The organism is Brevibacterium atlanticum (assembly GCF_011617245.1).
Classification (GTDB): domain Bacteria; phylum Actinomycetota; class Actinomycetes; order Actinomycetales; family Brevibacteriaceae; genus Brevibacterium; species Brevibacterium atlanticum.
Genome location: NZ_CP050152.1, coordinates 509,771 through 534,971, shown reverse-complemented (window position 1 = coordinate 534,971; position 25,201 = coordinate 509,771). Strand labels below are relative to the sequence as shown.

Annotated in this window: 24 protein-coding genes and 1 pseudogene; 21 read left to right on the top strand and 4 right to left on the bottom strand. The window is 66.6% G+C overall.

The window, feature by feature from the left end; genetic code table 11:
* The first annotated feature begins 164 nt into the window (after positions 1-164).
* The 5 genes from GUY23_RS02365 (at position 165) to GUY23_RS02345 (ending at position 5,747) form a co-directional block, all read left to right on the top strand.
* On the top strand, positions 165-2,678 hold the full coding sequence (locus GUY23_RS02365; protein ID WP_166969399.1) for a GcvT family protein: 2,514 nt from the start codon (positions 165-167) through the stop codon (positions 2,676-2,678).
* Positions 2,675-3,559: an electron transfer flavoprotein subunit beta/FixA family protein gene (locus tag GUY23_RS02360; protein ID WP_228282668.1), complete on the top strand. Its 885-nt coding sequence runs from the start codon at positions 2,675-2,677 to the stop codon at positions 3,557-3,559. The genes GUY23_RS02365 and GUY23_RS02360 overlap by 4 nt, the downstream gene beginning before the upstream one ends.
* The gene (locus GUY23_RS02355) at positions 3,556-4,560 is read left to right on the top strand and encodes an electron transfer flavoprotein subunit alpha/FixB family protein (RefSeq protein ID WP_166969397.1); all 1,005 of its coding nucleotides are present in this window, start codon (positions 3,556-3,558) and stop codon (positions 4,558-4,560) included. Before GUY23_RS02360 ends, GUY23_RS02355 begins: the two co-directional genes overlap by 4 nt.
* Positions 4,561-4,766: 206 nt before the next feature.
* On the top strand, positions 4,767-5,162 hold the full coding sequence (locus GUY23_RS02350) for an acyl-CoA thioesterase (RefSeq protein WP_166969395.1): 396 nt from the start codon (positions 4,767-4,769) through the stop codon (positions 5,160-5,162).
* A 177-nt stretch (positions 5,163-5,339) separates the two neighbouring features.
* Positions 5,340-5,747, top strand: coding sequence for a VOC family protein (locus GUY23_RS02345; protein ID WP_166969393.1), 408 nt, complete (start codon positions 5,340-5,342; stop codon positions 5,745-5,747).
* 103 nt (positions 5,748-5,850) lie between these two features.
* On the opposite strand, the gene GUY23_RS02340 is transcribed toward GUY23_RS02345, so the two are convergent.
* A complete protein-coding gene (locus GUY23_RS02340) occupies positions 5,851-6,597 on the bottom strand; it encodes a helix-turn-helix domain-containing protein (RefSeq protein WP_166969391.1) in 747 nt (248 codons plus the stop codon).
* Positions 6,598-6,729: 132 nt separating this feature from the next.
* On the opposite strand from GUY23_RS02340, the gene GUY23_RS02335 reads away from it, so the two are divergent.
* The 6 genes and pseudogenes from GUY23_RS02335 (at position 6,730) to GUY23_RS02310 (ending at position 11,972) form a co-directional block, all read left to right on the top strand.
* Entirely contained in the window at positions 6,730-7,302 is a 573-nt protein-coding gene (locus tag GUY23_RS02335) for an HAD domain-containing protein (protein ID WP_166969389.1), read from the top strand.
* Positions 7,299-8,081 (top strand): glutamate racemase, encoded by a 783-nt coding sequence (locus GUY23_RS02330; protein WP_166969387.1) that lies wholly within the window; start codon positions 7,299-7,301, stop codon positions 8,079-8,081. Before GUY23_RS02335 ends, GUY23_RS02330 begins: the two co-directional genes overlap by 4 nt.
* Positions 8,082-8,241: 160 nt before the next feature.
* Entirely contained in the window at positions 8,242-9,336 is a 1,095-nt protein-coding gene (locus tag GUY23_RS02325) for a slipin family protein (protein WP_166969385.1), read from the top strand.
* A 121-nt stretch (positions 9,337-9,457) separates the two neighbouring features.
* On the top strand, positions 9,458-10,054 hold the full coding sequence (locus GUY23_RS02320) for an HdeD family acid-resistance protein (protein ID WP_166969383.1): 597 nt from the start codon (positions 9,458-9,460) through the stop codon (positions 10,052-10,054).
* Positions 10,055-10,440: 386 nt separating this feature from the next.
* Positions 10,441-11,208: pseudogene (gene erm / locus GUY23_RS02315) on the top strand (23S ribosomal RNA methyltransferase Erm); the annotation flags it as partial.
* Positions 11,209-11,762: 554 nt separating this feature from the next.
* Entirely contained in the window at positions 11,763-11,972 is a 210-nt protein-coding gene (locus GUY23_RS02310; RefSeq protein ID WP_166969379.1) for a hypothetical protein, read from the top strand.
* Positions 11,973-12,156: 184 nt separating this feature from the next.
* Here GUY23_RS02310 and GUY23_RS02305 read toward each other — a convergent pair whose 3' ends face one another.
* Positions 12,157-12,825: a metal-dependent transcriptional regulator gene (locus GUY23_RS02305; RefSeq protein ID WP_166969378.1), complete on the bottom strand. Its 669-nt coding sequence runs from the start codon at positions 12,823-12,825 to the stop codon at positions 12,157-12,159.
* Positions 12,826-13,007: 182 nt separating this feature from the next.
* Between GUY23_RS02305 and GUY23_RS02300 the strand changes: the two genes are divergently transcribed.
* The 5 genes from GUY23_RS02300 to GUY23_RS02280 all read left to right on the top strand — a co-directional run bounded on the left by GUY23_RS02300 (position 13,008) and on the right by GUY23_RS02280 (position 19,916).
* Positions 13,008-13,490 (top strand): hypothetical protein, encoded by a 483-nt coding sequence (locus tag GUY23_RS02300; protein ID WP_166969376.1) that lies wholly within the window; start codon positions 13,008-13,010, stop codon positions 13,488-13,490.
* 188 nt (positions 13,491-13,678) lie between these two features.
* Positions 13,679-15,937, top strand: a complete 2,259-nt coding sequence (gene betT / locus GUY23_RS02295) for a choline BCCT transporter BetT (RefSeq protein WP_166969374.1) — start codon at positions 13,679-13,681, stop codon at positions 15,935-15,937.
* A 58-nt stretch (positions 15,938-15,995) separates the two neighbouring features.
* Complete coding sequence (locus GUY23_RS02290; protein ID WP_166969372.1) at positions 15,996-17,126, top strand: hypothetical protein; 1,131 nt, start codon at positions 15,996-15,998, stop codon at positions 17,124-17,126.
* Between the two features lie 80 nt (positions 17,127-17,206).
* Positions 17,207-18,850 (top strand): lipase maturation factor family protein, encoded by a 1,644-nt coding sequence (locus GUY23_RS02285; protein WP_166969370.1) that lies wholly within the window; start codon positions 17,207-17,209, stop codon positions 18,848-18,850.
* A gap of 4 nt (positions 18,851-18,854) precedes the next feature.
* Positions 18,855-19,916 (top strand): hypothetical protein, encoded by a 1,062-nt coding sequence (locus GUY23_RS02280; protein ID WP_166969368.1) that lies wholly within the window; start codon positions 18,855-18,857, stop codon positions 19,914-19,916.
* A gap of 66 nt (positions 19,917-19,982) precedes the next feature.
* Here GUY23_RS02280 and GUY23_RS02275 read toward each other — a convergent pair whose 3' ends face one another.
* Positions 19,983-21,242, bottom strand: coding sequence for an Nramp family divalent metal transporter (locus GUY23_RS02275; RefSeq protein WP_228282666.1), 1,260 nt, complete (start codon positions 21,240-21,242; stop codon positions 19,983-19,985).
* A 91-nt stretch (positions 21,243-21,333) separates the two neighbouring features.
* Between GUY23_RS02275 and GUY23_RS02270 the strand changes: the two genes are divergently transcribed.
* The 5 genes from GUY23_RS02270 to GUY23_RS02255 all read left to right on the top strand — a co-directional run bounded on the left by GUY23_RS02270 (position 21,334) and on the right by GUY23_RS02255 (position 24,365).
* On the top strand, positions 21,334-22,050 hold the full coding sequence (locus GUY23_RS02270) for a TetR/AcrR family transcriptional regulator (RefSeq protein ID WP_166969364.1): 717 nt from the start codon (positions 21,334-21,336) through the stop codon (positions 22,048-22,050).
* Positions 22,047-22,190: a hypothetical protein gene (locus GUY23_RS18530; protein ID WP_228282665.1), complete on the top strand. Its 144-nt coding sequence runs from the start codon at positions 22,047-22,049 to the stop codon at positions 22,188-22,190. The genes GUY23_RS02270 and GUY23_RS18530 overlap by 4 nt, the downstream gene beginning before the upstream one ends.
* Positions 22,187-22,546 carry a DoxX family protein gene (locus GUY23_RS02265; protein ID WP_228282664.1) on the top strand — a complete coding sequence of 120 codons (360 nt, stop codon included), beginning with the start codon at positions 22,187-22,189 and terminating at the stop codon, positions 22,544-22,546. The genes GUY23_RS18530 and GUY23_RS02265 overlap by 4 nt, the downstream gene beginning before the upstream one ends.
* Positions 22,547-22,871: 325 nt before the next feature.
* Positions 22,872-23,687 carry a class I SAM-dependent methyltransferase gene (locus GUY23_RS02260; RefSeq protein WP_166969360.1) on the top strand — a complete coding sequence of 272 codons (816 nt, stop codon included), beginning with the start codon at positions 22,872-22,874 and terminating at the stop codon, positions 23,685-23,687.
* Between the two features lie 78 nt (positions 23,688-23,765).
* On the top strand, positions 23,766-24,365 hold the full coding sequence (locus GUY23_RS02255; protein WP_166969358.1) for a hypothetical protein: 600 nt from the start codon (positions 23,766-23,768) through the stop codon (positions 24,363-24,365).
* A gap of 59 nt (positions 24,366-24,424) precedes the next feature.
* Here GUY23_RS02255 and GUY23_RS02250 read toward each other — a convergent pair whose 3' ends face one another.
* Positions 24,425-25,135, bottom strand: coding sequence for a sulfite exporter TauE/SafE family protein (locus GUY23_RS02250; RefSeq protein WP_166969356.1), 711 nt, complete (start codon positions 25,133-25,135; stop codon positions 24,425-24,427).
* Positions 25,136-25,201 lie beyond the last annotated feature (66 nt).

The following is a 25,201-nucleotide window of genomic DNA, read 5'->3' as shown; positions in this document are numbered from 1 at the left end:
CCCGGGACCCCGGAGAGCGTCATCCGAGCTCCGATCGGAACCCTTGACACACCTCGGCGACGGGGAGGACGATCATCCTACCGAGTTCGATCTCGCCCATCCTGCCGCCCACCGCGCGGCACGTGCCGTTGGAGGCGAAGGTGCCTCCGGAGAGGAGCCGCCGCATGGCTTCCGTCCCCGCCCAGGCCAGCGTCGTCGTTGTCGGAGCCGGCATCGTCGGCAACAGCCTCGTCCATCATCTCGCCGAACTCGGGTGGACCGACATCGTCCAGGTCGACAAAGGTCCGCTGCCGAATCCGGGCGGCTCGACCGGGCACGCATCGAACTTCATCTTCCCCGTCGACCATTCCCGTGAGATCGCCGACCTCACCCTCGACAGCATGGCCCAGTACAAGGAGCTCGGCGTCTTCACCGAGTCCGGCGGCTTCGAGGTCGCCCGCACCGAGGAGCGGATGGAGGAACTGCGGCGGCGCATGGCCTCGACGCGGGCGTGGGGCATCGAGTCCTCCCTCGTCACCCCCGCCGAGGTGGCCGAGAAGGTGCCGTTCCTCGATCCGTCCGTGATCGTCGGCGGCTTCTGGACGCCGACTGTCGGCGTCGTCGATTCCGTGCGGGCGGGCACGATGATGCGTGAATCCGCCGAGGCAGCCGGTGCGCTGACCGTCTCCCCGAACACCGAGGTGACCGGCATCGACGTCGAGAACGGTCGGGTCACACGGGTGCACACGAGCAGGGGCGAGATCGTCACCGACCGCATCCTCATCGCCTGTGGGGTGTGGAGTCCGCGAATCGCGGCCATGGCCGGTGCCGCGATCCCCCTGACCCCGGCGGTGCACCAGATGATCAGCGTCGGCCCGGTCCCGCAGTTGGCCGAACGCCCCGGCGAGATCTCCTTCCCGATCGTGCGCGACATGGACACCTTCTGCTACGAACGCCAGCACGGTTCGGACATGGAGATCGGCTCCTACGCCCACCGGCCCATCCTCCACGACCCCGACGAGATCCCCTCGATCGAGGCGGCGAAGCTCTCCCCCACAGAGATGCCCTTCACCGACGAGGACTTCGACCCGCAGCTCGAACAGGCCGTCGAACTCATGCCCGAGGTGCTCTCGAACCCCGATGTCGAGATCCGCTACGCGATCAACGGCCTGCTGTCCCTCACCCCCGACGGTGCGCCCATCCTCGGTGAATCACCGCAGGTAGCGGGCCTGTGGTCGGCGGCGGCGGTGTGGGTGAAGGAAGGGCCCGGAGTCGGCCGGGCGGTGGCCGAATGGATGACGAACGGGCTGCCCGAGATCGACGTCCAGGGCGCCGACATCGCTCGCTTCCACGCCCACCAGCGCACCCGCGAACACGTACGGGCCCGCACCTCGGAGGCATTCAACAAGACCTACGGCATCGTCCACCCAGGCGAGCAGTGGTCGGCCGACCGAAACGTGCGCCTCTCCCCCATGCATGCCCGCGAAGTCGAGCTCGGCGCAGTCTTCTTCGAGGCCGGCGGCTGGGAGCGCCCGCAGTGGTTTGAGTCGAACGCCGGCCTGCTCGAGGAGTTCGGGGACCGGGTGATGCCGCGCCCGAACGAATGGGATGGGCGTTGGTGGTCACCGATCATCAACGCCGAACACCTCGCGATGCGCCAGCGCGCCGGACTCGTCGACCTCTCGAGTTTCGTCATCTTCGATGTCATCGGACCGGCCGCCCTCGACGCGGTCCAGCGCATCGCCCTGGCGCAGATGGACGTGGCGATCGGCAGGGTCGTCTACACCCCGATCCTCGATGAGAACGGCGGGTTCCGTTCGGATCTCACGATCATGCGCCTGTCCCACGACCGGTTCCGCGTCGTGACCGGCGCCGCCCACGGAATGGCCGACGTCAAGTGGTTCTCCGACCGCCTCCCCGCCTCGGGTGCGCAGATCGCCGATCTCACGAGCTCGTGGACGACGATCGGACTGTGGGGACCGAGGGCCCGCGACATCCTCGCCGACCTCACCAGTGCCGATGTCTCCCACGACGGGTTCCGGTTCGGCACCGCCCGCACCATCGAGATCAGGTCGCTGCCGGTTTTGGCCTCCCGCATCTCCTATGTCGGCGATCTCGGCTGGGAGCTCTACGTGCCGATGGAGTCCGGCGTGAGACTCTGGGACGCGCTCTACGAAGGCGGCCGGGACCACGGCCTCATCCCGGTCGGTCTCGGCGTCTACGGAACCACCGGCCGCATCGAGAAGGGCTACCGGGCGTTCGGTGCCGAACTCGACTCCGAACGCACCGTGGTCGAGGTCGGGATGAGCCGCCCGAAGGTCAAGGCGCAGGACTTCATCGGCCGGGACGCGCACCTGCGCCATCGCGAGGAGGCTCCTGAAACGGTGCTGTGCTCACTGACCGTCGATGACCACACCTCGGCGAGTGGGCAGAAGCGGTACATGCTCGGTGGGGAACCCATCGTCTCCGCGGAGGGGGCACCGCTGACCGACGGGCACGGACGGAACGCGTACGTCACCTCGGCGGGGTCGGCTCCGAGCCTCGGAAAGCACGTCCTCATGGCCTTCCTCCCACCCGCCGAGGCGGTGCTGGGCAACCGTCTGCAGGTCGTGTACATGGAGGAGTTCTTCCCCGTCACTGTGGCGTCGGTCGATTCGACGCCGCTGTTCGACCCCGACAACGAGTGCATCAGGAGATGACCATGAACGTCCTCGTGTGCATCAGGCGCGTCCCCGACATCGCCGGAGCCGTCACGCTTGACGACACCGGCGCGAACATCGACGAATCCGGACTCGGGCACACGATGTCCGCGCACGAGGAGTGCGCGATCGAACTCGCGATCCAGACGGCGGCCGCGACGGGCGGGACGGTCACGGTGCTGACCGTAGGCCCCGCCGAGGCGGTCGAACAGCTGCGCGCGGCCCTGGCCGTGGGCGCGCACGACGGGATCCTCGTCGAAGCGACCGACCTCGCGGCGTTCGGGCCCGAGGACATCGCACAGGTCATCGGCGATATCGTCCGCGACCGCGCCGAGGGCGGGCAGACCTTCGACCTCGTGCTGGTCGGCAACGACGCCGCCGATACCGGGGACTTCCAGGTCGGCATCCGGCTCGCCTACGACCTCGAGTACCCGGTGCTGACGAACATCCAGACGATCAGCCCGGTTGACGGGGGTGCGGTCGACGGGGACAGCGACGGACCAGGCGGTGAAGCCGGCGACGGGTCCGGCGGTGCATCCGGCGGCGGGTCCGGGAGCGTCTCCGACGGCGGCGCCGGGGTCATCGAGGCACGCGGGATCGGTCCGGCCGGAACCGAGGTCTTCACGCTCGCACTGCCGGCGGTCATCGCCGTCCAGGAGGGCGGAGTCGACCCGCGCTACCCCTCGATCACGGGACGGATGAAGGCGAAGAAGGCCCCGATCACCGAATACGACGCACCCGAACCCGGCACCGGCAGTCCGCGGATCAGCCTCGAACTCCCGGAGGTCAAGCAGAGTGCGGTGACCATCCTCGGCGAGGGCCCCGATGCGGCACCGGCACTCGTCGACGTCTTGGAAGAGATCGGAGTGCTGAAGCCATGACACTCGTCTTCGTCGAAACGGATGCCGCCGGCGGGGTCACTCTCACCTCCGCCGAGGCAGTCACCTTCGCCCGCCAAAACGCCCAATTGCTACCCGACGGCGGCGCAACAACCTCGCGCGAGGTTGCTGGGCCGCCGTCGGGTAGCACGGAGGGGGTGGTGGTCGGGCCGCTCAGCGATTCCGCCGTGGCCGAGCTGGGGCGACTCGGGGTCAGTATCATCCATCATCTGGAGCACCCGGACCTCGCAGACTATTCGGCCGCCGCATGGGCGCAGGCGATCGTCGACATCACGCCCGAGTCCGGCACGCTGCTGGCCTCGGGCACCCCGCGCGGGATGGAGCTCATGGCCCACGCCGCGGTGCGCACCGGCCAGCGCATGGCCGCGAACGTCATCGCCTGCGACGAGGACGGGCTGCTGCGACAGGTCTTCGGCGGCACCGCGTTCGAACGTCTCCGCCTCGACGGCGACCTGCACGTGCTCACGATCGCCGGCCACGCGTGCTCCCCGGAGGAGACCGACCCGATCGATCCGGAGGTCTATGACTATGAGCTCGACATCGCCGAGGCGGACCTGACCACCCGTGCCCGACGCACCGAGGTCGAGGCCTCCGCTGGCGCGTCCGGACTGACCGCGGCCCGCGCCGTCGTCGGGGCCGGTCGCGGGGTCGGTTCGGAGAACGGCTTCGGTGAGGTCCTCGAACTCGTCGACCATCTCGGCGGGGCTCTGGGCGTCTCCCGCGTGGTCACCGGTCTCGGGTGGCGACCGCACGCCGAGCAGGTCGGCCAGACCGGCTCCCGGATCTCCCCGGATGTCTACATCGCCTGCGGAATCTCCGGCGCGATCCAGCACATGGCCGGAATCGAAGGCGCGAAGACGCTCGTGGCCATCAACACCGACGAGGAGTCGACGATGGTCCAGCGCGCCGACTATGCGATCATCGGCGACCTCCACGAGGTGGTCTCCGCCGTCAACGAGGAGATCGTCCGTCGCCGAGGGTGAGATCCGACGCCGACCGTCGCCGCGAGGCACCCCGCGCTCCGCACGCCTGCCAGTTCTGCTCCGCTCCCATCGCGTCCCCTCCCCGGCGTCGCTGTCCATCGCGTCCCCTCCCGGCAAAGGCCGCAGATTTCCGTTGCCGCAGTGCACCTGGTTTACTGTAGAACGCTCGTTAAGTATCAGATCTGCGCTGTTTCCAGGAGGCCCGCGTGGCAACATTCGAATACACACCCGAGGTGCGCTGGTCGGACCAGGATCTGCTCGGCCATGTCAACAACGCGCGGCTGATCACCATCATCGAGGAGTGCCGCATCCGCTGGATGCACGAGGTCAAGGCTGGCCACATCACCGGCGGCGGCATGCTCGTCGCCAACCAGAACATCGACTACCTCGTGCCTGTCATGTACGGCCCGGAACTGCTGATGACCGTGACCGTGAAGCGGATCGGCACCTCCTCGTTCACCGTCAGCACCCGCGGTGACCAGGACGGACGTCAGGTCTTCGACCACGACTGCGTGCTCGTCCACATCGACCGCTCGTCCCAGAAGCCGACCCCGCTGACGCCCGAGCTGCGCGCCGCGTTCGAACCCTACCTGCAGGGCTGACGCTCCGAAGCGGCCGATGGGTCCAGTCGCCGCCTTGGGTGGGCGAAATGGTCGGAGAATTCCGCCCGAGACCCGACCATTTCGCCCACCCAAGGACGGTCAGAATACCCAGCACACGGCGCAATCATGTCCGATTCGTTCAAGCCGACACCGCACCCCTGCGCCTAGTCTGAAGTCATGAAACTCGACGCGATCTCGATCATCACCGCAGACATGCCCGCCGCCATCACCTTCTATTCGGCCCTCGGTCTCGAGCTCGTCGACGGCGGCCCCGAGGCCCCGCACACCGAGTTCGCCTCGGGTACGCTGCGCATCCTCCTCGACACCGAGGCGGTCATGCTCAGCATCGATCCCGACTGGACCCGGCCGACCGGCGGCCACAAGATGTCCTTGGCCTTCGACTGCACCACCGCCGAGGCGGTCGATGCGACCTTCGCCCAGCTCACTGGCCGTGGCGACAGGGAAAGCGAGCCCGTGGCCGGGATCGTCCACGAACCCTGGGATGCTTTCTGGGGTCAGCGCTATGCCGTGGTCTCCGACCCCGACGGCAACAAGGTCGACCTCTTCGCCGCCCTCGACTCCTAATTGCTACCCGACGGCGGCCCAGCAACCTCGCGCGAGGTTGCTGGGCCGCCGTCGGGTAGTTCTTGGTCGGGACGAACTTACGGGACGAGCGCAGAGGGCGCCGCTATCCGATGAGCGAGCGCTCGTCGCGGCGCAGGTGAGCGGCGTCGGCATACCCGACTTCCGCGGCGGCTGCGGTGCGGGTGCGGCCTGCGACGATGAGTTCTCTCGCGGCTTGCCAGCGCAGGATCTTCGCTAAGTGTTTGGGCCCGTAGCCGAACCATTCAGCACTCAGCCGGCGCAGCTGCCGCGGTGAGTACGCGAACTGATCGGCCGCCTCGGCGACGGTCTGTCCCGGCGATCCCGAGCGCACGTTCAGGCATCCTGCCAAGGCCATCGGCCGCGGATCGAGGGATGCCCGATCGGTGAGGTCACCGGCAAGGCCGAGCAGTGTGCGAGCAGCTCCCGTCACCGAGGCGGCTGCGTCCAAATCCGTTCCCCGGATCCTGCCATCTTCACTCCGGATCCCTCCCCGGCCAGTGCCCTGCACCCCGAATCTCGCACGTCTGAGCACGGCCTCGACGGGTGTCACCCGGTCGGCCAACTCGGCCGCCGAGGTGGCCAGCAGCTGCGGGAGCACACCCGAGTCGAAGCGCAGGCCCACGGTCGGGGCAAGCGAACCGGAATAGGTCCGGGCCAGGGAATCGGCACCGGCGATGACGATCTGCCCCTCGATGACGATGAGGTCCATACATCCGTCGGGGACGATGAGCGACGGGCCGGGACCCATCTCGGCGAGGGAATCTGCCTTGTCGGGAACCGACAGCCACAGGCTCGCCCGCAGCCGGGGGACGCGGGTCTGTCGGTACATGGACTCGGCCTTCGGTCGCGGTCAGCGGTAAACTCGAGGGTGATCATCTGGTGCGGGCGGCACGATCTGCCCCCAGACTAACGCGCGATCGGCCCTCATGGGGCCGGCCTCACAGACTCACAGGAAGGAACGATGGCAGCAGCATCCTCGGCGCCGGTATCGGCACGCCGGCAGGCTCGCCATGTCACGGTCTTCCTCGATGTCGACGGCGTCCTCAATTCCTACCCCGTCCCCAGACTGCGGGGTATGGCTGAAGGTCGGAGGAAGCTGCGGGCGTGGAACTACGAACTGCACTACCGGCCCGCCGTCGTCGAGTTCTTCGACCGCATCGTCGAGACCCACGAGGTCGACGTCGTGTGGCTGTCCACGTGGTCGCAGCGGTGCAAGTCCGAACTCGAACCGAAGTTCGGACTCCGCAATTCCTTCGACGTCATCGAGATGCCTGACCAGACCCACAATCGCCATGCGAACGACCCGCAGCTGTGGTGGAAGGCACGGGCCATGGAGGAGTGGCTGGCCGAGCATGAGCACGGCCGGGCGGTGTGGATCGATGACGATCTGGCATGGCCGGCCACTCGGGACTACTTCCTCCGCCACTATTCGCCGAACCGGCTCAAACTCATCGCCCCGGACTTCTCGCATGGCCTGACGAAGGCCCATCTCAAGGAGATCCGGGAGTTCGCGTACCCGAAGGGAAGTCCATGACACGCATCGGTCTGCTCGATTCCGGACTCGGACTCCTCGGCACCGCCGATGCTCTCTTCCACCTCGCCCCCGACGCGGACCTCGTCCTGGCCATGGATCCGGACTTCACGCCCTACGGCAGCCTGAGCACGGAGACCCTCGAAGCCCGCGCCCTTCATTCGGCCGGGGTGCTCGCCGAATGGGAACCCGATGCGATCGTCATCGCCTGCAACACCGCCTCGGTGCAGGCGCTCGAAGCCGTGCGCGCCCGCTACGAACCGGGCATTCCCGTGATCGGGACAGTGCCCGCAGTGAAGATGGCCGCCGGCACCGGTCAGGACTTCGCGATCTGGGCGACTCCTGCGACGACGGGCAGCGCCTACCAGCAGAACCTCATCGACTCCTTCGCCTCCGACCTGCACGTGGCGAAGGTCGCCTGCCCGGGGCTCGCCGAGGCGATCAACGCCGCCGATCTCGCGACGATCGACCAGGCCATCGAGGATGCCTTCACCCAGATGGGACCCGGCATGGAGACCGTGGTGCTCGGCTGCACCCACTACGGCCTCATCGCCGACCGGATCATGGCCGCCCGCGCCGGGGCCGTGACCCTCTTCGATTCGCCGCTGCCCGTGGCCAAGCAGACCCTGCGCCGCATCGGCCTCGAACCCGCCGGAGTCGGCGAGGAGCAGCCGGGCACCGGGCGGGTGCTCGCAACCTACGCCTCCGGCCGGCGCATCGGCCTGCCCGAGTCGCTGAACGCCTACCCGGCGGGGAAGAGGCTGCTCGCGCGGGAGGCGTGAGCGGGGCGGGCGTCTCTGCGAACTGACCGACCACGCCACCCGAACCCCACCGGAACCCCGCCGCCACCCCCACCTCAGCATTGCCTCCGAACCGGGTCTTTCCGCGCCCCGCGGGAGTAAAATGGGGTGGACAGTCAATCGTCAAAGGAGGCGATTCGACATGGTGGCGCTCAGCATCCTCGCCGCACTTGTCGCACTCGGAGCCATCACGCTGGGAAACAGCCTGAAGATCGTCAGACAGTACGAGCGTGGGGTGGTGTTCCGACTCGGCAGAGTGCACGCCGAACCCAAATCTCCCGGCATGACGGCGATCATCCCCTTCGTCGACAAACTCGAGAAGGTCAACCTCCAGATCGTGACCATGCCGATTCCGGCACAGGAGGGCATCACCCGCGACAACGTCACCGTCCGCGTCGATGCGGTCATCTATTTCAAGGTCATCGACCCGCGCAAGGCTCTCGTCGACGTCGAGGACTACCAGCTCGCCGTCGGTCAGGTCGCCCAGACCTCCCTGCGGTCGATTATCGGACAGAGCGAACTCGACGACCTGCTCACTAATCGCGAGCGCCTCAACCAGGGCCTGGCGATCATGATCGACAGTCCCGCCGTCGACTGGGGCATCCACATCGACCGCGTTGAGATCAAGGACGTCGCCCTGCCCGAGACGATGAAGCGCTCGATGTCGCGCCAGGCCGAAGCCGAACGCGAACGCCGATCCCGCATCATCATCGCCGATGGTGAGCTGCAGGCGTCGAACAAACTCGCGCAGGCGTCCGCGGCGATGGCGCACACCCCGTCCGCCCTGCAGCTGCGCCTCCTCCAGACCATCGTCGAGGTCGCCGCCGAACGGAACTCGACCCTGGTCCTGCCCTTCCCCGTCGAGCTGCTCCGCTTCCTCGAGAGCAGCACCCCGACCACCCCTCACAGCGCCGAGGCGGCCGCCGACTCCCGCACGAACGCCGGGACAGGTGCAACCGCCGATCACACCCCCGCTGAGGCAGCCGGCACACCTGCAGCTGCCAGTGCCGTCACCGAGGGTGCGACCGCCGCTTCCCCGGCAGCGACACCGCCGAGCGCGCCGCCGAGGTCAGCCGCACCGACGGCCGACCTCGATGCGATCGTCCAGGCGATGTCCGAATCGCTCAAGCTCACCGGGCTGATGCCCGAGACCGAACGCGTCACCTCGGACATGCCCGACCAGGAGCGCACCACCTCGGACGCGGCCGCACAGGAGGAACATCTCGGACATGCGTGATCGTCGACGCACGTGTGAATGCCGACGCGATGGTGACTGCCCCACCAGCCGACCGCGACAACTGCGACGGTCGTGGCAGTGTGCTCAGCATCCGTCCAAATCGACCGACTAGGCTGTGTGCATGGACCTCAAACGCACGAGCACGACAGTCATCATCAACGGCGTCATTGCCTTCGTGATGGGTGTGCTGATGATGGCCTGGCCCGGTGCCACCGCCGAGGTGGTCGTGCGTATCTTCGCCTGCTGGCTGGCCGTCATCGCCGTCTCCTCCCTCGTCTTCGCGCCACGGGGAGGCCGCACCGGCAGCCTGGTCACTCGGTCGGTCCTGCTCATCCTCCTCGGTGTGCTCATCTTCCTCACCCCGATGCTGTTCGCGTCGATGGTCACGGTGCTCACCGGCTTCGCCATCGTCTTCCTCAGCTTCCTCGCCCTCACCGTGTCGTTCTTCATCCGCCGCATCGGCATCACCTCGTGGTGGGTGCTCACGATCATCGGCGTGCTCGGCATCGTCCTCGGCGCGTTTTTCCTCTTCGCCCCGGGTGCTGGGCTCCATGCGCTGATCTTCATCCTGGCCGGGTTCATCATCCTCGTCGGCATCGCGCTGGTCTCACTCGGCTGGCGCCTGCGCAAAACCGACCAGCGGATCAAATCCGATCCGCATCGCAACCGCCCCGATGACGGCGGCGGCGACGTCATCAGCGGCGAGATCATCGAATAGGAATCGGTATTTTCGCAACTGCCCCTGGTGGTTACCGGATCCTCTGTGCTACCTTGTCCACCATGGGAACATTAAACAGCAGCGCAATGACTGCGCCTTGCTTCTACATTCGTCACCGCAGCGCCTGACGGCGCGCTCGACGAACCTCTTACTGATCGGCTGACCGACGACGGTCGCCTCGATCATTGACTGCAAGCGCGTTGTCCTCCCGGATCACATCGGCATCCGGGCGATGCGACAATCGGCTGATTCCCTTCTGATCCTGCACTGATCCCAACGATCGGCAAGGGTCGATTCGATCACCACCGAGCTGATTCACACCACTCCGGCTCATCCGCATTGCGCTGCCTCGGGTGCCTCCACACTCTTCTCTGGAGCACCGCCTTATGCGAACTCATCCACGTTCGACTTCACCACGTTCCGTGCACGGGGGCCGACACGAACTCGGCCAGAACTTCCTCCGTTCACGCACTATCATCAACACGATTGCGAGCCTGGCTCGCTCCACCTCGGGACCGATCATGGAGATCGGCCCCGGCGACGGAGCAGTCACGGCCGAGCTCTACCGGCTCGGACGCCCGCTCACTCTCGTCGAACTCGACGAAACGAGGCTTGATCACCTTGAAGACGCATTCCCGCGGGCAGAGGTCCGGCACGACGACATCCTGACCACCCGGATCGACCGGCCGGTCATCGTCGGCAATTTGCCGTTCCACCTCACCACTCCCATCCTCCGCAGACTTCTGCGCGCAGACCGGTGGCAGCAGGCCATCCTGCTCACCCAATGGGAAGTGGCCCGCAAACGCGCCGGAGTCGGCGGTTCGACCATGATGACCGCCCAGTGGTCTCCCTGGTTCGACTTCCGCCTCTCACGACGCGTCCCCGCCGACGCATTCACCCCGAAACCCAGCGTCGATGGCGGAATCCTCACCATCGATCGCTGTTCCACCGGCCGGATCCCGATCGAGGACCGAGCCGATTATCACCGATTCGTCCATTCGGTCTTCACCGGTCGTGGGCGAGGAATGAAAGGAATCCTGACGAAGATGAGCATCACCGATCAGCGCAGCCTGCAATCGGCCATGGACCGCAACGACGTCAGAGGAGACACCTTGCCCAAAGACCTCACCCCCGACCAGTGGGCCAGACTCTACACAGAGCTGAGCACCGGTTCGGACCGTGCACACACCGCCCACCAGCCGAAATCTGCACAACAGAAGAAGAATTCACAGAAGGGAAACACCATGCGAAACGACAAAGGACCCAAGAGCAATCCCATCACCGAGGCGGCCGCTGGGAAGCCGGTGAACACCGGAGAGATGCCCATCATCGGTGTCGAACAGGCCACCGAGAAGCTCCAGGCATCCATTCCCGGTGCCGATCCGAAGGCGAAGAGCCACGACAAGGGACACCTGCGGGCCGAACGCGGATTCATGAACCAGCATCAGAAGCCGCAGAAGCCTCAGCCGAGGTGGAACCTGCCGCGGAGGTGACGCTCGGCTGCATCGCTGAAGCGCTCAGCCGACCTCATCGGCTGAGCGCTTCGGCGGGCACCCGGGTTCTGTCCCCGGCTTCTCCCGTCGCCGAGGGCTCCCGTCGCCGGGTATCCGGGTTCTTCTCCGGGAGTTCATCTTCACCGACTGCCCGAGCTCATAGACTGAAAACAGCGAGTCCACGCACAGCGCATTCGGTCGAGAGGTCAGCCGGAATGGACAATGAGCACGGCACTCACATCAGACGCTTCATCAACGGTTGGTGTCCCGGTTGTGAAGAGACCAGCGGACTGACTCCGGGTCGCCTCAACGCCGACGAGACCGTCGAGTTCCGCACCTGCGTCGACTGCGGGGAGACCGTCGAAGACCACGATCCGCGTTTCTGGGCATCGGCCGCCGACGCCGATGAAGAGGGTCTGATCTAGCCTCGATTCGAGAGCCTGCCCGGCATCCCCTACGAATCCGAGCTCTGGAGCGAATGGCCGCGTCTCTTCCTCGACGAAGGTTTCGATGCCCATGCGGCCACGGGCCTCACGCTGTTGCGGGCCGAACCGAAGTTTCCCGTGACCCGCGACCAGGAAGGGTCATGTCCCAAGGCCAGGACGAGTCTTAGGGCGCACTCAGATAAACCGCCGAGGCGGCGTCCGGGTCGATTGATACGGTCGTCTCTGCATCGATGACGACGGGCAGGTCCTCGCCCTCCGCAGCCACTTCGACGACTTCGACGGAGGCTCCGGGCCGCACCCCCACCTCGGCGAGCTTGCCCAAGACCTGCGGATCCGCATCGGAGACCCGCAGCACTTCGTAGCGACCGGGAGCCGCCTCGGTGAGCAGGGTGGGTGTGTGGGAATCCACGCGCCCATCCGGTCCCGGAATCGGATCCCCGTGCGGGTCCGCGGTCGGGTGCCCGAGGAACGCGTCGATGCGGTCGATGAGCCGATCCGAGGCGGCATGTTCGAGGATCTCGGCCTCGTCGTGGACCTCGTCCCACCCGTAGCCGAGCGACTCGACGAGGAACGTCTCGATGAGTCGATGCCGGCGCACCATCGACAGGGCGATCGTCTTGCCCTGGGCGGTGAGCACCGGCGGACGGTAGGGCACCCGCGTGATGAGGTCGAGTTCGTCGAGACGCTTGAGCACCTCGGTGACGTTGGCCTTCGTCGTGCCGAACCGGTTCGCAAGCTCCGTGGCCGTCATCGGATCCCCGCCCCACTCCTGGGCCGACCAGATCGCCTTGAGGTAGTCCTGACTGACCTCGGACACTTCGCCTGCACGCATGGGTTCAGTATCCCACGGACGATCCGAACCCGGCCGATCCGGACCCGGCCGAAGCACTCAGCCGCGCAGCTCCGGAACCGGGTCAGTCACTTCACCGGTCGTGGACGTTCGGGAACAGATGTTGCGAAACGATTACCTGCCGATCGATCCCTCGTCGAGGCGGCCCTGCCAGAATCTCAGACATGACCTCCCCCTCCACCCCCTCCGAGCCGGTGTCCCCGACCGGCGACGCCGGTCCCGCCCGATCCGGCCCGCCCGCTGCCGCACCCTCAGATGTCTCTTTCCGCGCGTTCCTCCGTGCCCCGTTCCGCGCGCTCCGCAAGCGGGCAGACACTCGCCGGGCAGCAGACGTCCCGTCCAGACTGTTCCACCCCGGCGAGATCGAGTACGCCCGGCTGCGCAGCCTACCGCCCTTCGATTCCGATCTGCTCATCCTCACCGACCGACGACTGATGCGGGTGCGCACCGATGGCTCCGGCGCCGTCGCCCAACTCTCCCAAGCCGCCCCCTGGCAGATCGAGAGCGCTCGGGCCGAAGACTTCCGCGACCATGCCAGCGTGACCATCGAACTGCACATCGGTGCCACGATGCGACTCGAGGAGGCCGCATCGGACGAGGCACAACGCTTCGTCGCCACTCTCACCAAGGTAGTCGCCCGCGCCTAGCTGGCCACTGACTCGTGCCTCGCCAACCTCCGTCGCCGAGGTGGTCGCCCGCCCCTGACCAGGACCTCCATCGGGCTTAGTCGGTTTCCTGAAAACAGGGGGTGCTGTCTTTGTGAAAATCCTCCACCCGTAGGATGGATCAGGCCCCTTTTCGGGGCCGTCCATTTTTCCCGACCGGAGGTTGATGCGTGCAGGACCCGAACGACGAGAAGTTGAAGCGCCCGGTCGTCGAACGTGAACGGTTCGGCGGCACCGATCGAGCGACGAGAATCAGCAGAGACATCGACCCCGACAAGCGGCCCCCGATCGACAGTTCGGAGCTGAGCAAGGGACCGGCGGAGCTCTCCGACGAACGTGGTTCTCGGATCAATTGGCGGGTTTTCATCATCGCTTCGCTCATCATCCTCGCCTTCTCCGTCTGGGCCATGCTGATGCCGGGCTCGGCGCAGTCGACGATGAAGACCGTCGTGGACTGGATCGCGGAGAACCTCGGGTGGTTCTACGTCGTCACCGTCACCGTCGTCATCGGCTTCGTCCTCTGGGTCGCACTGTCCAAGGAAGGCTCGGTCAGGCTCGGCCCCGACCACTCCCGGCCGCAGTACAACCTCTTCACCTGGGTCGCCATGCTCTTCGCCGCAGGCGTGGGCATCGACATGCTCTTCTACTCGGTGACCGGACCGATCACCCAGTACCTCGAACCGGTCAATGCCACCGCCGAATCGGCGGCAGCCGCGCAGGACGCCGTGGTGTGGACGATGTTCCACTACGGCATCGCCGGCTGGTCGATGTACTCATTGCTCGGCATGGCGATGGGCTACTTCGCCTACCGCTGGGGCATGCCCCTGTCGATCCGCGCGGTCCTCTACCCGCTGCTGGGCAAGCGCGTGCGCGGTGCCACCGGTGATGTCATCGATATCTTCGCCCTCGTCGGCACCGTCTTCGGCGTGGCCACCTCGATGGGCATCGGCGTCGTCCTGCTCAACGTCGGCTTCGCCACCCTCTTCGGACTCGAACAGGGACTGGCCCTGCAGATCGCGCTCGTCATCGTCGCCGTGGTCATGACCGTCGCCGCCTGCACCTCGGGCGTGGACAAGGGCATCCGCCTGGTCTCCGAACTCAACCTCTGGTCGTGTGCGGCGATGATGCTCTACATCCTCGTCACCGGCAAGACCGCGTTCCTGCTCAACGCCATGGTCGAGAACATCGGCCGATTCATCTTCACCCTGCCCGAACGGACACTGGCGACCTTCGCCTACGTCGACGGCGGCTCCGAATGGATGGGTTCGTGGACACTGTTCTTCTGGGCGTTCTGGCTCGCCTGGGGTCCCTTCGTCGGGCTGTTCCTCGCCCGCATCTCCCGCGGACGCACCCTGCGCGAGTTCGTCATCGCCGCCATCACCGCCCCGGTTCTCTGCGACTTCATCATCGTCACGATCTTCGGCAACTCGGCCCTGTCCGAGGTCTTCGACGGCAACACCGCATTCGCGAAGACAGCCATCGCCTCCCCCGAACAGGGCTGGTACGACCTGCTCGAGATGTTCCCGGGAGCGACCTTCCTCATCGGCTTGGCCACACTGTCGGGTCTGCTCTTCTACCTCACGTCCGCGAACTCCGGGGCGATGGTGATGTCGAACTTCTCCTCCTCGATCCCGAACCCGGAAGAGGACGGAGCCAAGTGGCTGCGCATCTTCTGGGCACTGGTCACCGCGGTGCTCACGATCGCCATGCTCGTCGCCGGCGGCGTGACCACGATGGAGTACGCGACACTGATCTTCGCTCTGCCGGTGACGATCATCGCCTACCTCGTGATGGCCTCGTTCTCGAAGGTGCTGCGCATGGAGCGCGCCGAACGCGAAGGCCGGACCCGCAGGCGGCGGACCACTGCCGCTCATGGCGGTCGGACCCCGGAGAAGACCTGGCGACAGCGGCTGGCGACCCTGCGGTCGTATCCGTCGAAGAAGTCCGTCGAACGCTTCGTCGCCGAGGTGGCCGGACCGGCCCTGACGGCCGTGGCCGCGGAGTTCCGCGAACTCGGCTACACAGTCGAGCACGTTCAGACCATGGACGAGGACACCGGAATCACCTCGAACACGATCAACGTCGACATGGGCGAACAGCGCGACTTCCACTACGAGGCAGCCGCCGTCGAGGCGAACGTGCCGTCGTTCGGTGCCCGCAACGCTCCACGCGGGGACGACCGCTACTACCGCATCGAGGTGTTCACGCAGACCGGTTCGGAGGGCTACGACCTCATGGGCCTGAGCGGTCAGCAGATCATCGACGACGTCCTCGACCGCTACGAGAACCACCTGTCGTTCCTCGCCTACTCGCACGAGCATTCGTACCAATCGGTCGTCACCCCGCCGACGTCTCCGGCCACGGATTCGATCCCGGCGATCCCCACCTCGGCGGATGAGGTCGAGGAGCTCGAAGAGCCGAGGCGCTGAACCAGAACTGGAACACGACATCACCACTCGCCGCAGGAGCGGCTGAGAGAATCGACGCATGAAGCTGAGAGCCCACAAGCTGAGTACGACGATCTTCTACGGCATCGTCCTGGCCGGATTCGTCACCGTCGTCTTCTTCCTGACCAACGCCGGCATCGATCCGCGAGCCCATCGCTATGGGGACTTCGATCCTGCGAACGCCGGCGCGGTGAGCATCGGTCTCCTCGGGCTCTACCATGCGATCGCGATCATCTTCTTCGACGACGACCCCGAGCCGGCTTCCGCCGAGGATGGCCGAACCACCGATGATCCGACGGTGCCGAGGAAGGCAGGGTCCTTCACCGCGTTCGTTCGCCAGCCGGCGCTCAAGGTCTTTTCGGTCGGCCCGATCTGGGCGGCGCTCTCCGCGGCGGTGATCTTCATCTGGTTCGCTGCTGCGGACGTGCCCGGAACCATCGGCACGGTGTGGGGCGACTACGGCGTCACTCCGCTTCCCGCGCTCGTCGTGCTCTTCGGCTGCTGGGCGGCTGCCAACCTCGGTTTCACCTTCTCCACTCTCGCCGAGGCGGGTCATCGTGACAATCCGCCGCTGTACATCTCCTCCCTGATCCTGCTGTTCCTCGTCGCTGCTGGTGTCGTCATCTACTTCCTGGCAGCTCTGCCGGACATGCGTTCGGGCACGGCACTGGCGGTCAACGGACTCATGCTGCTCATCTCTCTGGCAGGTCTCACGGGCGCCCGGCTCTGGGCCATGCCTCGCTTCGCCCGCGAAACAAAGCAACGGCAACAGCAGCAGGGTTCACGCGGACGCAGGCCGCAGAAGCGCTTCGGCTCACGGCCCGCAGACTCCCGTCAGCCGCCGTATGACATCCTCGAGGCCGGGGAGACGCTCTTCGCCCACTTCATCGGCGAAGGAACCCCGGAACCGCAGATGCTCGTGGCGACGAATCGCCGGGTGGTCCGCGCGCTCATTCGCGCGCCCGGTCACTCATTCGTCATCGAACAGGCCCAGCCTGGTCAGCTGCTCGGTGCCGAGATGACCCGGCAGGGAACAACGATCGCGACCATCGTTCACCTGCGCGACCGCCCGACCATGCTCGTGACCGGCGGCGACCCTGCCGCTGCCACTCGATTCGCCGCGGCACTCACGTCCCTCGCCCACACAGGACGGCTCCCGAACACCCGGTAGCCCTTGCACAACCTCGCACGCTGGGACCATAGTCGTGATCAGGGCATCCGGAACCGAGCGGACGACAGCTGCGGCAATCGATGGGAAGAGAGGTGCGTACCGTGGACTTCGACCAGGTGGTCGCGCTTCTCACCGCCGGTGATTACACGATCTCCCGCGAGATCATCCAGCGCGGCTTCGGCGCCCTCTTCCTCATCGCTTTCCTCTCGGCCTTCAACCAGTTCCCCGCGCTGCTCGGCGAGCGCGGACTCACGCCAGCCCCGCGGTTCATCGCCCTGACCACCTCGGCGCAGGCGCCGAGCCTCTTCCGCTGGAAGCGGTTTGCATATTCGGATCGGCGGCTGCACCTCGTCTGCGTGGTCGGGATGGTTCTGGCCGCCTCGGTGATCATCGGACTGCCTCAAGCCGGGCCAGCGTGGGTGCCGATTCCTGTGTTCCTGGCGATGTGGGGACTCTACTTCTCGATCGTGTCGATCGGGCAGCGCTTCTACGGCTTCGGGTGGGAGTCACTGCTGCTCGAGGCGGGGTTCCTCGTCGGGTTCCTCGGTTCCCACGAGGTGGCCCCGACCCTGCCGATGGTCCTGCTGCTGCGGTGGTTCGTCATGCGCGTCGAGTTCGGGGCGGGCATGATCAAGATGCGCGGGGATGCGTCGTGGCGCGATCTCACGGCGATGGACTATCACCATCAGACCCAGCCGATGCCGAACCCGATCTCCCGCCGCGCGCACCTCATGCCGGGCTGGTGGCACAAGGGCGAGACGCTGGGCAGCCATATCGTCCAGCTCGTCGCTCCGTGGCTGCTGTTCGCTCCGCAGCCGATCGCCTCGTTCGCGGCCGTGGCGATCATCATCACCCAACTCGCGCTCGTCGTGTCCGGCAATTATGCGTGGCTGAACTGGGCGACGATCCTGCTCGCCTGCTCCGGAATCAGCGATACGTTCTTCCGCTGGCTCGCGGGCGGGCCGTTCCCCGGATGGGGATGGCATTCCGTCGTCTCGATCCTGTCGGATCCCACCGGCGCCGAGGTGGCCGACCCGGTCGGCGGCCCCGATCCGGCCGGGTCCCTGCCGCTGTGGTGGCTCATCGTCATCCTCGTCTTCGTCCTCTGGCAGTGCTGGTTGAATGTCCCGGCACTGCGCAATCTCTTCTCACCTCGGCAGCTGATGAACGCGAGCTTCAATCGGCTCGGTCTCGGCAACGCCTACGGCGCGTTCGGGTCGATGACCGAGACCCGGGAGGAGATCATCATCGAGGGCTGGATCGCACCGGAGGACGACAGTGCGGACGACGGCGGTCCGGACGGCGGCGGTTCCCCCGCTGGCAACGCGGTCGACGACGATGCAGACGACGGCTGGCGGGAGTATGCGTTCAAGGGCAAACCCGGTGACGTGCACCGCCGTGGGCCGATCGTCGCGCCCTACCACCTCCGGCTCGACTGGCTGATGTGGTTCGCCGCGCTCGGCGATTATCGGCAGTCCTGGTTCACCGAGCTGCTGCGCCGCATCGGCAACGGCGACGAGCAGATCCGCCGCCTCATGGGTCCCGATCCCTTCGCTGGTCGCACCCCGGACCTCATCCGCGTCCGCGTCTTCACCTACCGCTACGCCACCCGCGCCGAACGCCGGGACGCCGCCGCGGCCGGGCAGCTGCGCCCGTGGTGGGTGCGCTCGGACCCGCGGATCCTCGTCCGCCCGATCGACCTGCGGACCGGGCGGCAGAGTTGACGACATGAGCGAACGCAGACGGGTCCTCTCCCACGCTGTCCTCGGCGCCATCACGTTGAGCGTCCTGGCGACGGTGCTCTTCTTCGTCTTCAACACCGGGTCGGCGCGCGCATCCAGCACATCGAACAGCGTCATCGACGCCGAGGCAGCCGGACCGCTGTGCTTCGCGTTCATCGGACTCATCACCTTCACAGCGATCATCTTCTTCACCGGCACCGACCGAGGTGAGGGTCTCAGGTCGGAACTCAACGGCGCCCCACGAGGAGCCCTCACACTCTTCACACGAGATCCCCTCATCGGGTTGATGAGCATCGCGCCCCTGTTCGGTCTCTTCTTCTCCGTGGCGGCCCTGCTCTGGCACTCCTTCGCTGCCGCACCTGTAACGCCCGGAACCGTGTGGGGAGATTTCACGAGTTCGCCGTTGCCCTTCTTCGCCCTGTTCGCAGCGACGATCTCCTCGACGAACTTCGGTCTGGCACTCGCGGGACTCATCGTGGCCGTGCGCAGCCGAGTTCGGCTCGCACTCACCCTCGTCTTCGCTGACGTCGTTCTGGGCATCGGCGCCGGCGCTCTCTTCGCCTGGTTCTCCTTATCAAGCACCGTCATCACTGCCTCGGTTTTTCTCCCCCTGGCCATGGTCTCCGTCGTCGCTCTGCTCGGAACGCGTCGCCTGGCCGCCTCAACCCTCGATGCGGAGGAGCGCATCTCTGCCCGTGCCCGTCGGAGGAGTCCGACCCCGCCTCCCTATGACGCCCTCGACCGCGGAGAGACCGTGCTGCTGAAGATCGCGAACCGCAATCCGCGCAGACGGGAATTCCTCCTCGCTACCGGCACCCGCTTCGTCCACGCTCGCACCGCTGCGAACGGGACGACAGAGGTCATCGATGAGGCGGCCCCGAATCAGCTCGTCGAGGCGACCACCAGGACCGACCACGGCCACACGACCGCCGTCGTCCGGTTCCGCGACCGACCGGCGATGCGATTGCCGGGCACCGACGCCGAGGAGGCATCCGAGTTCGCACACAGGCTCACCGTGCTTGCCCGCTCAGGAATCCTCCCCGACTGACGGGGTCCACCTCCTGGACCCCGGGTCCGCGCGGAGCAGGGCTGCCGAGCCCCGCCTCGGCGAAGGTCATTCCACGCCGAGCGCGAGGAGGACGATGAGCACGACGTTGAGGACGATGATGAGCGCCGAGGCGGCCACCGCGATGACCGTGATCCACCGGGCATTCGCGAACTCGCCCATCACCCTGCGGCTGCTCGTGAGTCTGACCAGGGGAATCATCGCGAACGGGATGCCGAGGCTGAGCACGACCTGGCTGAGCACGAGCGCCCACGTCGGATCGACGCCGAGACCTAAGACGATGAGCGCGGGGATCATCGTCACCGCGCGCTGCCACACGACCGGGATGTCCACGCGCAGCAGACCCTGCATGATCGAAGCTCCGGCATAGGAGCCGACCGCGCTCGAGGCCAGCCCGGAAGCAAGCAGTCCGATGCCGAAGAAGAGTCCGACGATCTCGCCGAGGTTGGCCGTGACGACGGCGTGCGCCCCCTCGATGGTGTCGGTGCCGTCCTGCCCGCGCAGCGATGCCGCGGCCAGGAGGAGCATCGCGATGTTCACCGAGCCGGCGACGACGAGGGAGAGGACGACGTCCCATCTGCTCGCGCGCAGCAACTGCCCGGTCGAGGCGGTCGTCTCCCGGCGGTGGCGGTCGACCGAGAGTGCCGAGTGGAGGTAGATCGCGTGGGGCATGACAGTGGCGCCGAGCATGCTGGCGGCCAACACCACCGAGTTCGTGCCTTCGAGTCTCGGCACGATTCCACCCGCGGCTTGTCCCCAGTTCACATCCCCGACGAACAGTCCTGCTAGAAAGCCGACAGCGATGATGACGAGCATCGCGATGATGACGAACTCGAAGGGACGCTGACCGCGGGTGGACTGGATCGAGAGCAGGAACAGGGACACGACGCCGACGATGAGTCCGCCGAGCAGGAGGGGCAAGTCGAAGAGGATCTTCAGCGCGATGGCACCGCCGATGACCTCGGCGAGGTCGGTGGCGATCGCGACGACCTCGGCCTGCCCCCAGTACGCGAGGCGGGAGCGCCGGCGGAGCCTGTCGCCGAGGATGCTCGGCAGGGACTGTCCGGAGACGAGACCGAGCTTCGAGGACAGGTATTGGACGAGAACGGCGATGAGGTTCGCGGCCACGAGCACCCAGACGAGCAGGTATCCGTATTCGGCCCCGGCCGTGAGGTTGGCCGCGACATTGCCGGGATCGACGTAGGCGATGGCGGCGACGAAGGCCGGGCCGAGCAGCGCGACCGTGGAGATCTTCTTCGCCCGGCCGCGCCGGTTCGGGCGAACAGCAGCAGAGGAATCGACGTTCATAAAGTTAAGGTACATTAACTTTCCTGGACGAGCAAGACGGCCCGCGACACCTGGCCTGGAAAGTGAACACGGAAGGACTTAAGGTTCGAACATGGTGAGTGAACACGTTCAATTGCGGACCGGCAAGCGTCGGCAGACCGAAGCGAGGATCATTTCGGCCGCCGCCGAGCTGTTCCTCGAGCGCGGGTACAAGGCCACGACCATCCGCGCCATCGCCACGGCCGCCGAGGTGTCCGTCGGCCGGGTCATGGCGACAGGAGACAAGGACTCGATCCTCGTCGCCTGCTTCGACCGCTGGATCGGGCAGCTCCAGAACGGGACCTACACTCCTCCTCCGCCGCGGCGAGCGAGCCTGTCGAGGGCAGGCGGACAAGCCAGCGGGCGATCTGCAGACAGCGGAACGGCAGAGGCCGCGGGGGCAGCATCAATCGGGGTGACTATGACCGCCGCAAGCCCCAGACCGGCCTCGGCGGTGCAGCGGCATCTGCTCGACCACTTCCTGCCCTTCCTCGAATTCTTCGCTGCGCACGAGGACCTGTCCCGCGACTACACTGCCGCGATGATCCGGGTGAAGGAGGATCCCGAGGTCTTCCACACCCTCGCCGAGGACCTGCAGGGCCGCCTCAGCGACTCGCTGACCTCGATCGGAATCAGCGAGGACCATGCCCGCTCCAGCGCCGTCGCCCTCTACGACTCCTACCTCGGCATCCTCTTCCGGTGGGCCGCGACCTCGATGACTCTCCCCGAGGCGACGGATGCACTGCTGTCCGTCATCGCCTTCCACACTCGCGTCCGGAGCGCATTGTGAGCACTCTTCTCTGCTTCGCCGAGAGCCCGGCGCAGGCCGCGACCGCCGTGAGCGCGCAGCCCGAGGCCGCTTCGGCCGCCGGCCCGGACTCCGCCGTGCACCGAACAAGTATTGCCGCACCTGCGAAGGACCTGCCGTGACACTGCTCCCTGATCCTCTCTGGCCCGTCATCGTGTTGGCGGTCATCGTCGTCGGCGACGGTCTGCTGACGTTCCGACCGCCCAAAGCGATCGCCGCCTGCCTCGACGGCGTCGGATTCCCGCGTGACTGGTGGTGGGTGATCGCGGTCGTGAAGTTCCTCGCTGCGGCGGGACTCGTCATCGGAATCTGGGCACCCGGAGTCGGCGCGGCCGCCTCGGCGGGGCTCGTCGCCTACTTCCTCTGCGCGGCCGCCGCGCACCTGCGGGCACGCTACGTCGGGCGGGACTTCTGGCTCAACTGCCTGGGCATGCTCGTCGTCTGCCTGGCCGTGCTCGTCTTCTGCTTCCTCAACTAGCCGCGCCCCGCACAGCCCACAGCATGGCCAAGATGTCGGCCCCACCGTGGTCGAGATGGTGCCCCTAGGTGGGCGAAATGGTCGGGTCATACCCCCGGTCGTCCGACCATTTTGCCCACCCAAGGCGCCGGATTCCTATTTGCCGGCGAGTATCGGAGAATTCCGGCGATTCCCGTGGGCACTGAGGCATTTCTGCCCTAGAGTCGAAGTACGGCATCGCCGCCGGCCCAGGCACAGAACGATCCGCCATCGGCGGCAGACCGTCCGGTTGACGCACCGCGTCGTCCGGTCGTGGTGCCGAACCGCCTGGCAGAGGAGTGTAGACATGCCCGAATATGCCGACAGCAGTCGCACCCGCGACGAAACTCCCCATGAGCGCTACGAGCGATGGACCTGGATCCACGAGACGGCCACCATGACGGGGTGGGACTTCTCCGCGCTGGCCGGCCGCCTCGTCGCCGATGATCCGCCGTGGGACTTCGACGAGATCTGCCTCGAGGCGATGGCCGAATCGACTACGTGCCTCGACATGGGCACCGGCGGCGGCGAGCGCCTCATCGAACTCATCGACCGCCTCGACGAGGCAAGGCCGCCCGGCGAATCGACGCCGACGATCAGCGCGACCGAAGGATGGGAGCCGAACGTTCCGCTGGCCACCTCGGCGCTGGAGGACTACGGGGCCACCGTCACCCGGTACGACAGCGATCACCATCCGGAGATGCCGTTCGGCGACGGCGAGTTCGACCTCGTGATGAACCGGCACGAAAGCTATGACATCGCCGAGGTGGCCCGTGTCCTCGCCCCGGGCGGGCTGTTCCTCACCCAGCAGGTCGACGGCACCGAAGCGCAGGAGTTCCGTGATTGCTTCGGCGGCGGCCTGGGCAATCTCAGCCAGCAGCTCGAACCCTGCCTCGACGACCTCGAGCGTCACGGACTGGCGATCGAGGCGGCGCGGAAATGGCAGGGGACGATGTCGTTCACCGACGTCGAGGCGGTCATCGAGTACCTCGCCTACATCCCGTGGGACGTACCCGGTTTCACGGTCATGCCCAACCTCGGCGTGCTGGGGCGCCTGGCCGAATCGCGTGATCCGATCGAGGTCACGCAGAAGCGGTTCCTCATCGTCGCCCGCAAGCCCTGACCGGAGGGAGGTTTTCCCGACCCCGAGCATGGGATATCAGGATGGGCCGCGTCACGTCCGCGTCGATAGCGTCGAGGTATGACTTCGACGGACTTCACCTATCCCCAGCCGACCGATGACGAACTCGCGGCACAGCAGCCGCGACATCCCGCCCCGAACGCTCCACTGATCTACTCCTCCCCCGGCGCCGGCCTCGACCACTACGAGCAGGCGCCGCACCCGGCGAACATCCCTGCGCCGGGCGCGGTTTCCGCGGCCAGCGGCGGCACCTCTGCTGACGGATTCGTGCACGGTGCTCGACCGCGCTCTGCCGGACCCGACCCTGCCGATGCGACGAACTCGCCTGCACTGGGTCGAACGGCGATGGTGCTGTCGCTCGTCGCTGGAGTCCTCTCCGTGGTCGCCTCGGTGATCCTCGGCGCCACGGTCGGACCGTCAGAAGCCGCTTCCGGCTACTACTTCACCGACACCCCGGACTGGTACCAGTCCCTGGCCGCTGCCCTCGTCGGCCTGCAGGCGCTGTGCACCGGGCTGGGCGTCACGGCCGTCATCCTGGGCATCGTCGCTGCGGTCACGGCACGGGGTCGCACCTTCGGCATCATCGCGATCTCGGCGGCGGTGATCGCTCCGTTCGTCTCCTTCGGCACCTTCATCGCCCTCAGCTTCGCCTTCGCCTGACCGAACGGCGAGCGGGCGAGAACCGGCAGCCAGTCCTGGCCGACTCACGCCTGGCCGACTCACGCCTGGACGATGACGATGGCACCGGAGACGATGGCGAAGCCGAGGACGATGCAGCGCAGCACCGGCCCGTCGAGGCGGTGGTGGACGTACCGGGAGAGGAACGACCCGACGGCCAGGAACGGCAGCATCCACGCCGTCGTCACCATCGTGTCGGCCGAGACCTGCCCGGAGAACGCGAGCACGATGAGCGAGATGACTTCGCCGACGAGGAAGCACACGGCCACCGTCGACCGCAGCTCCGGGCCCGGACTGTGCTGGTAAGCCAGCGCATAGGGCGGCCCGCCGATGCCGGTCGAGGTCTCGGTGACGCCGGTGATGAGCCCGACAGAGGCGAGCAGCGTGCGATTCGGCGTGAACTTCGGCGCGAGCAGCGCGATGACCGCGGCGATGAGCGTCGACCAGCCGATGAGCAGGGAGAGCTGGTGGAGGTTGATGATGACGAGGATCCACAGACCTGCGAACGTCCCGGCGAACCGGCCGACGCTGATCCACTTCACCCCTGTCCAGTCGATGTGCTCGCGTTCGCGTGCGGCGACGTAGAAGTTCAGCGGAATCATCAGCACGAGCAGCATCACCGGGATGAGACGCGGTTCGATGAAGGTGATGACTGGGGCGAGGATCATCGCGAATCCCATCCCCGTCGACCCTTGGACGAACGCGGAGATGAGGACCGTCGCCGCAATGACCGTCCAGGCGAGTATCGTCATCGGTCCCCGGCCGTTCGCATCTCGTCTGTCCCCCATGGTTGCGGGCGCTCACTGACAACCTCGATC

Coding starts and splice junctions, on each gene's coding strand:
- GUY23_RS02365 (WP_166969399.1), top strand. CDS start 165: ATGGCTTCCGTCCCCGCCCAGGCCAGCGTCGTCGTTGTCGGAGCCGGC.
- GUY23_RS02360 (WP_228282668.1), top strand. CDS start 2,675: ATGACCATGAACGTCCTCGTGTGCATCAGGCGCGTCCCCGACATCGCC.
- GUY23_RS02355 (WP_166969397.1), top strand. CDS start 3,556: ATGACACTCGTCTTCGTCGAAACGGATGCCGCCGGCGGGGTCACTCTC.
- GUY23_RS02345 (WP_166969393.1), top strand. CDS start 5,340: ATGAAACTCGACGCGATCTCGATCATCACCGCAGACATGCCCGCCGCC.
- GUY23_RS02340 (WP_166969391.1), bottom strand. CDS start 6,597: ATGTACCGACAGACCCGCGTCCCCCGGCTGCGGGCGAGCCTGTGGCTG.
- GUY23_RS02335 (WP_166969389.1), top strand. CDS start 6,730: ATGGCAGCAGCATCCTCGGCGCCGGTATCGGCACGCCGGCAGGCTCGC.
- GUY23_RS02330 (WP_166969387.1), top strand. CDS start 7,299: ATGACACGCATCGGTCTGCTCGATTCCGGACTCGGACTCCTCGGCACC.
- GUY23_RS02325 (WP_166969385.1), top strand. CDS start 8,242: ATGGTGGCGCTCAGCATCCTCGCCGCACTTGTCGCACTCGGAGCCATC.
- GUY23_RS02320 (WP_166969383.1), top strand. CDS start 9,458: ATGGACCTCAAACGCACGAGCACGACAGTCATCATCAACGGCGTCATT.
- GUY23_RS02310 (WP_166969379.1), top strand. CDS start 11,763: ATGGACAATGAGCACGGCACTCACATCAGACGCTTCATCAACGGTTGG.
- GUY23_RS02305 (WP_166969378.1), bottom strand. CDS start 12,825: ATGCGTGCAGGCGAAGTGTCCGAGGTCAGTCAGGACTACCTCAAGGCG.
- GUY23_RS02300 (WP_166969376.1), top strand. CDS start 13,008: ATGACCTCCCCCTCCACCCCCTCCGAGCCGGTGTCCCCGACCGGCGAC.
- GUY23_RS02290 (WP_166969372.1), top strand. CDS start 15,996: ATGAAGCTGAGAGCCCACAAGCTGAGTACGACGATCTTCTACGGCATC.
- GUY23_RS02285 (WP_166969370.1), top strand. CDS start 17,207: ATGGGAAGAGAGGTGCGTACCGTGGACTTCGACCAGGTGGTCGCGCTT.
- GUY23_RS02280 (WP_166969368.1), top strand. CDS start 18,855: ATGAGCGAACGCAGACGGGTCCTCTCCCACGCTGTCCTCGGCGCCATC.
- GUY23_RS02275 (WP_228282666.1), bottom strand. CDS start 21,242: ATGAACGTCGATTCCTCTGCTGCTGTTCGCCCGAACCGGCGCGGCCGG.
- GUY23_RS02270 (WP_166969364.1), top strand. CDS start 21,334: ATGGTGAGTGAACACGTTCAATTGCGGACCGGCAAGCGTCGGCAGACC.
- GUY23_RS02260 (WP_166969360.1), top strand. CDS start 22,872: ATGCCCGAATATGCCGACAGCAGTCGCACCCGCGACGAAACTCCCCAT.
- GUY23_RS02255 (WP_166969358.1), top strand. CDS start 23,766: ATGACTTCGACGGACTTCACCTATCCCCAGCCGACCGATGACGAACTC.
- GUY23_RS02250 (WP_166969356.1), bottom strand. CDS start 25,135: ATGACGATACTCGCCTGGACGGTCATTGCGGCGACGGTCCTCATCTCC.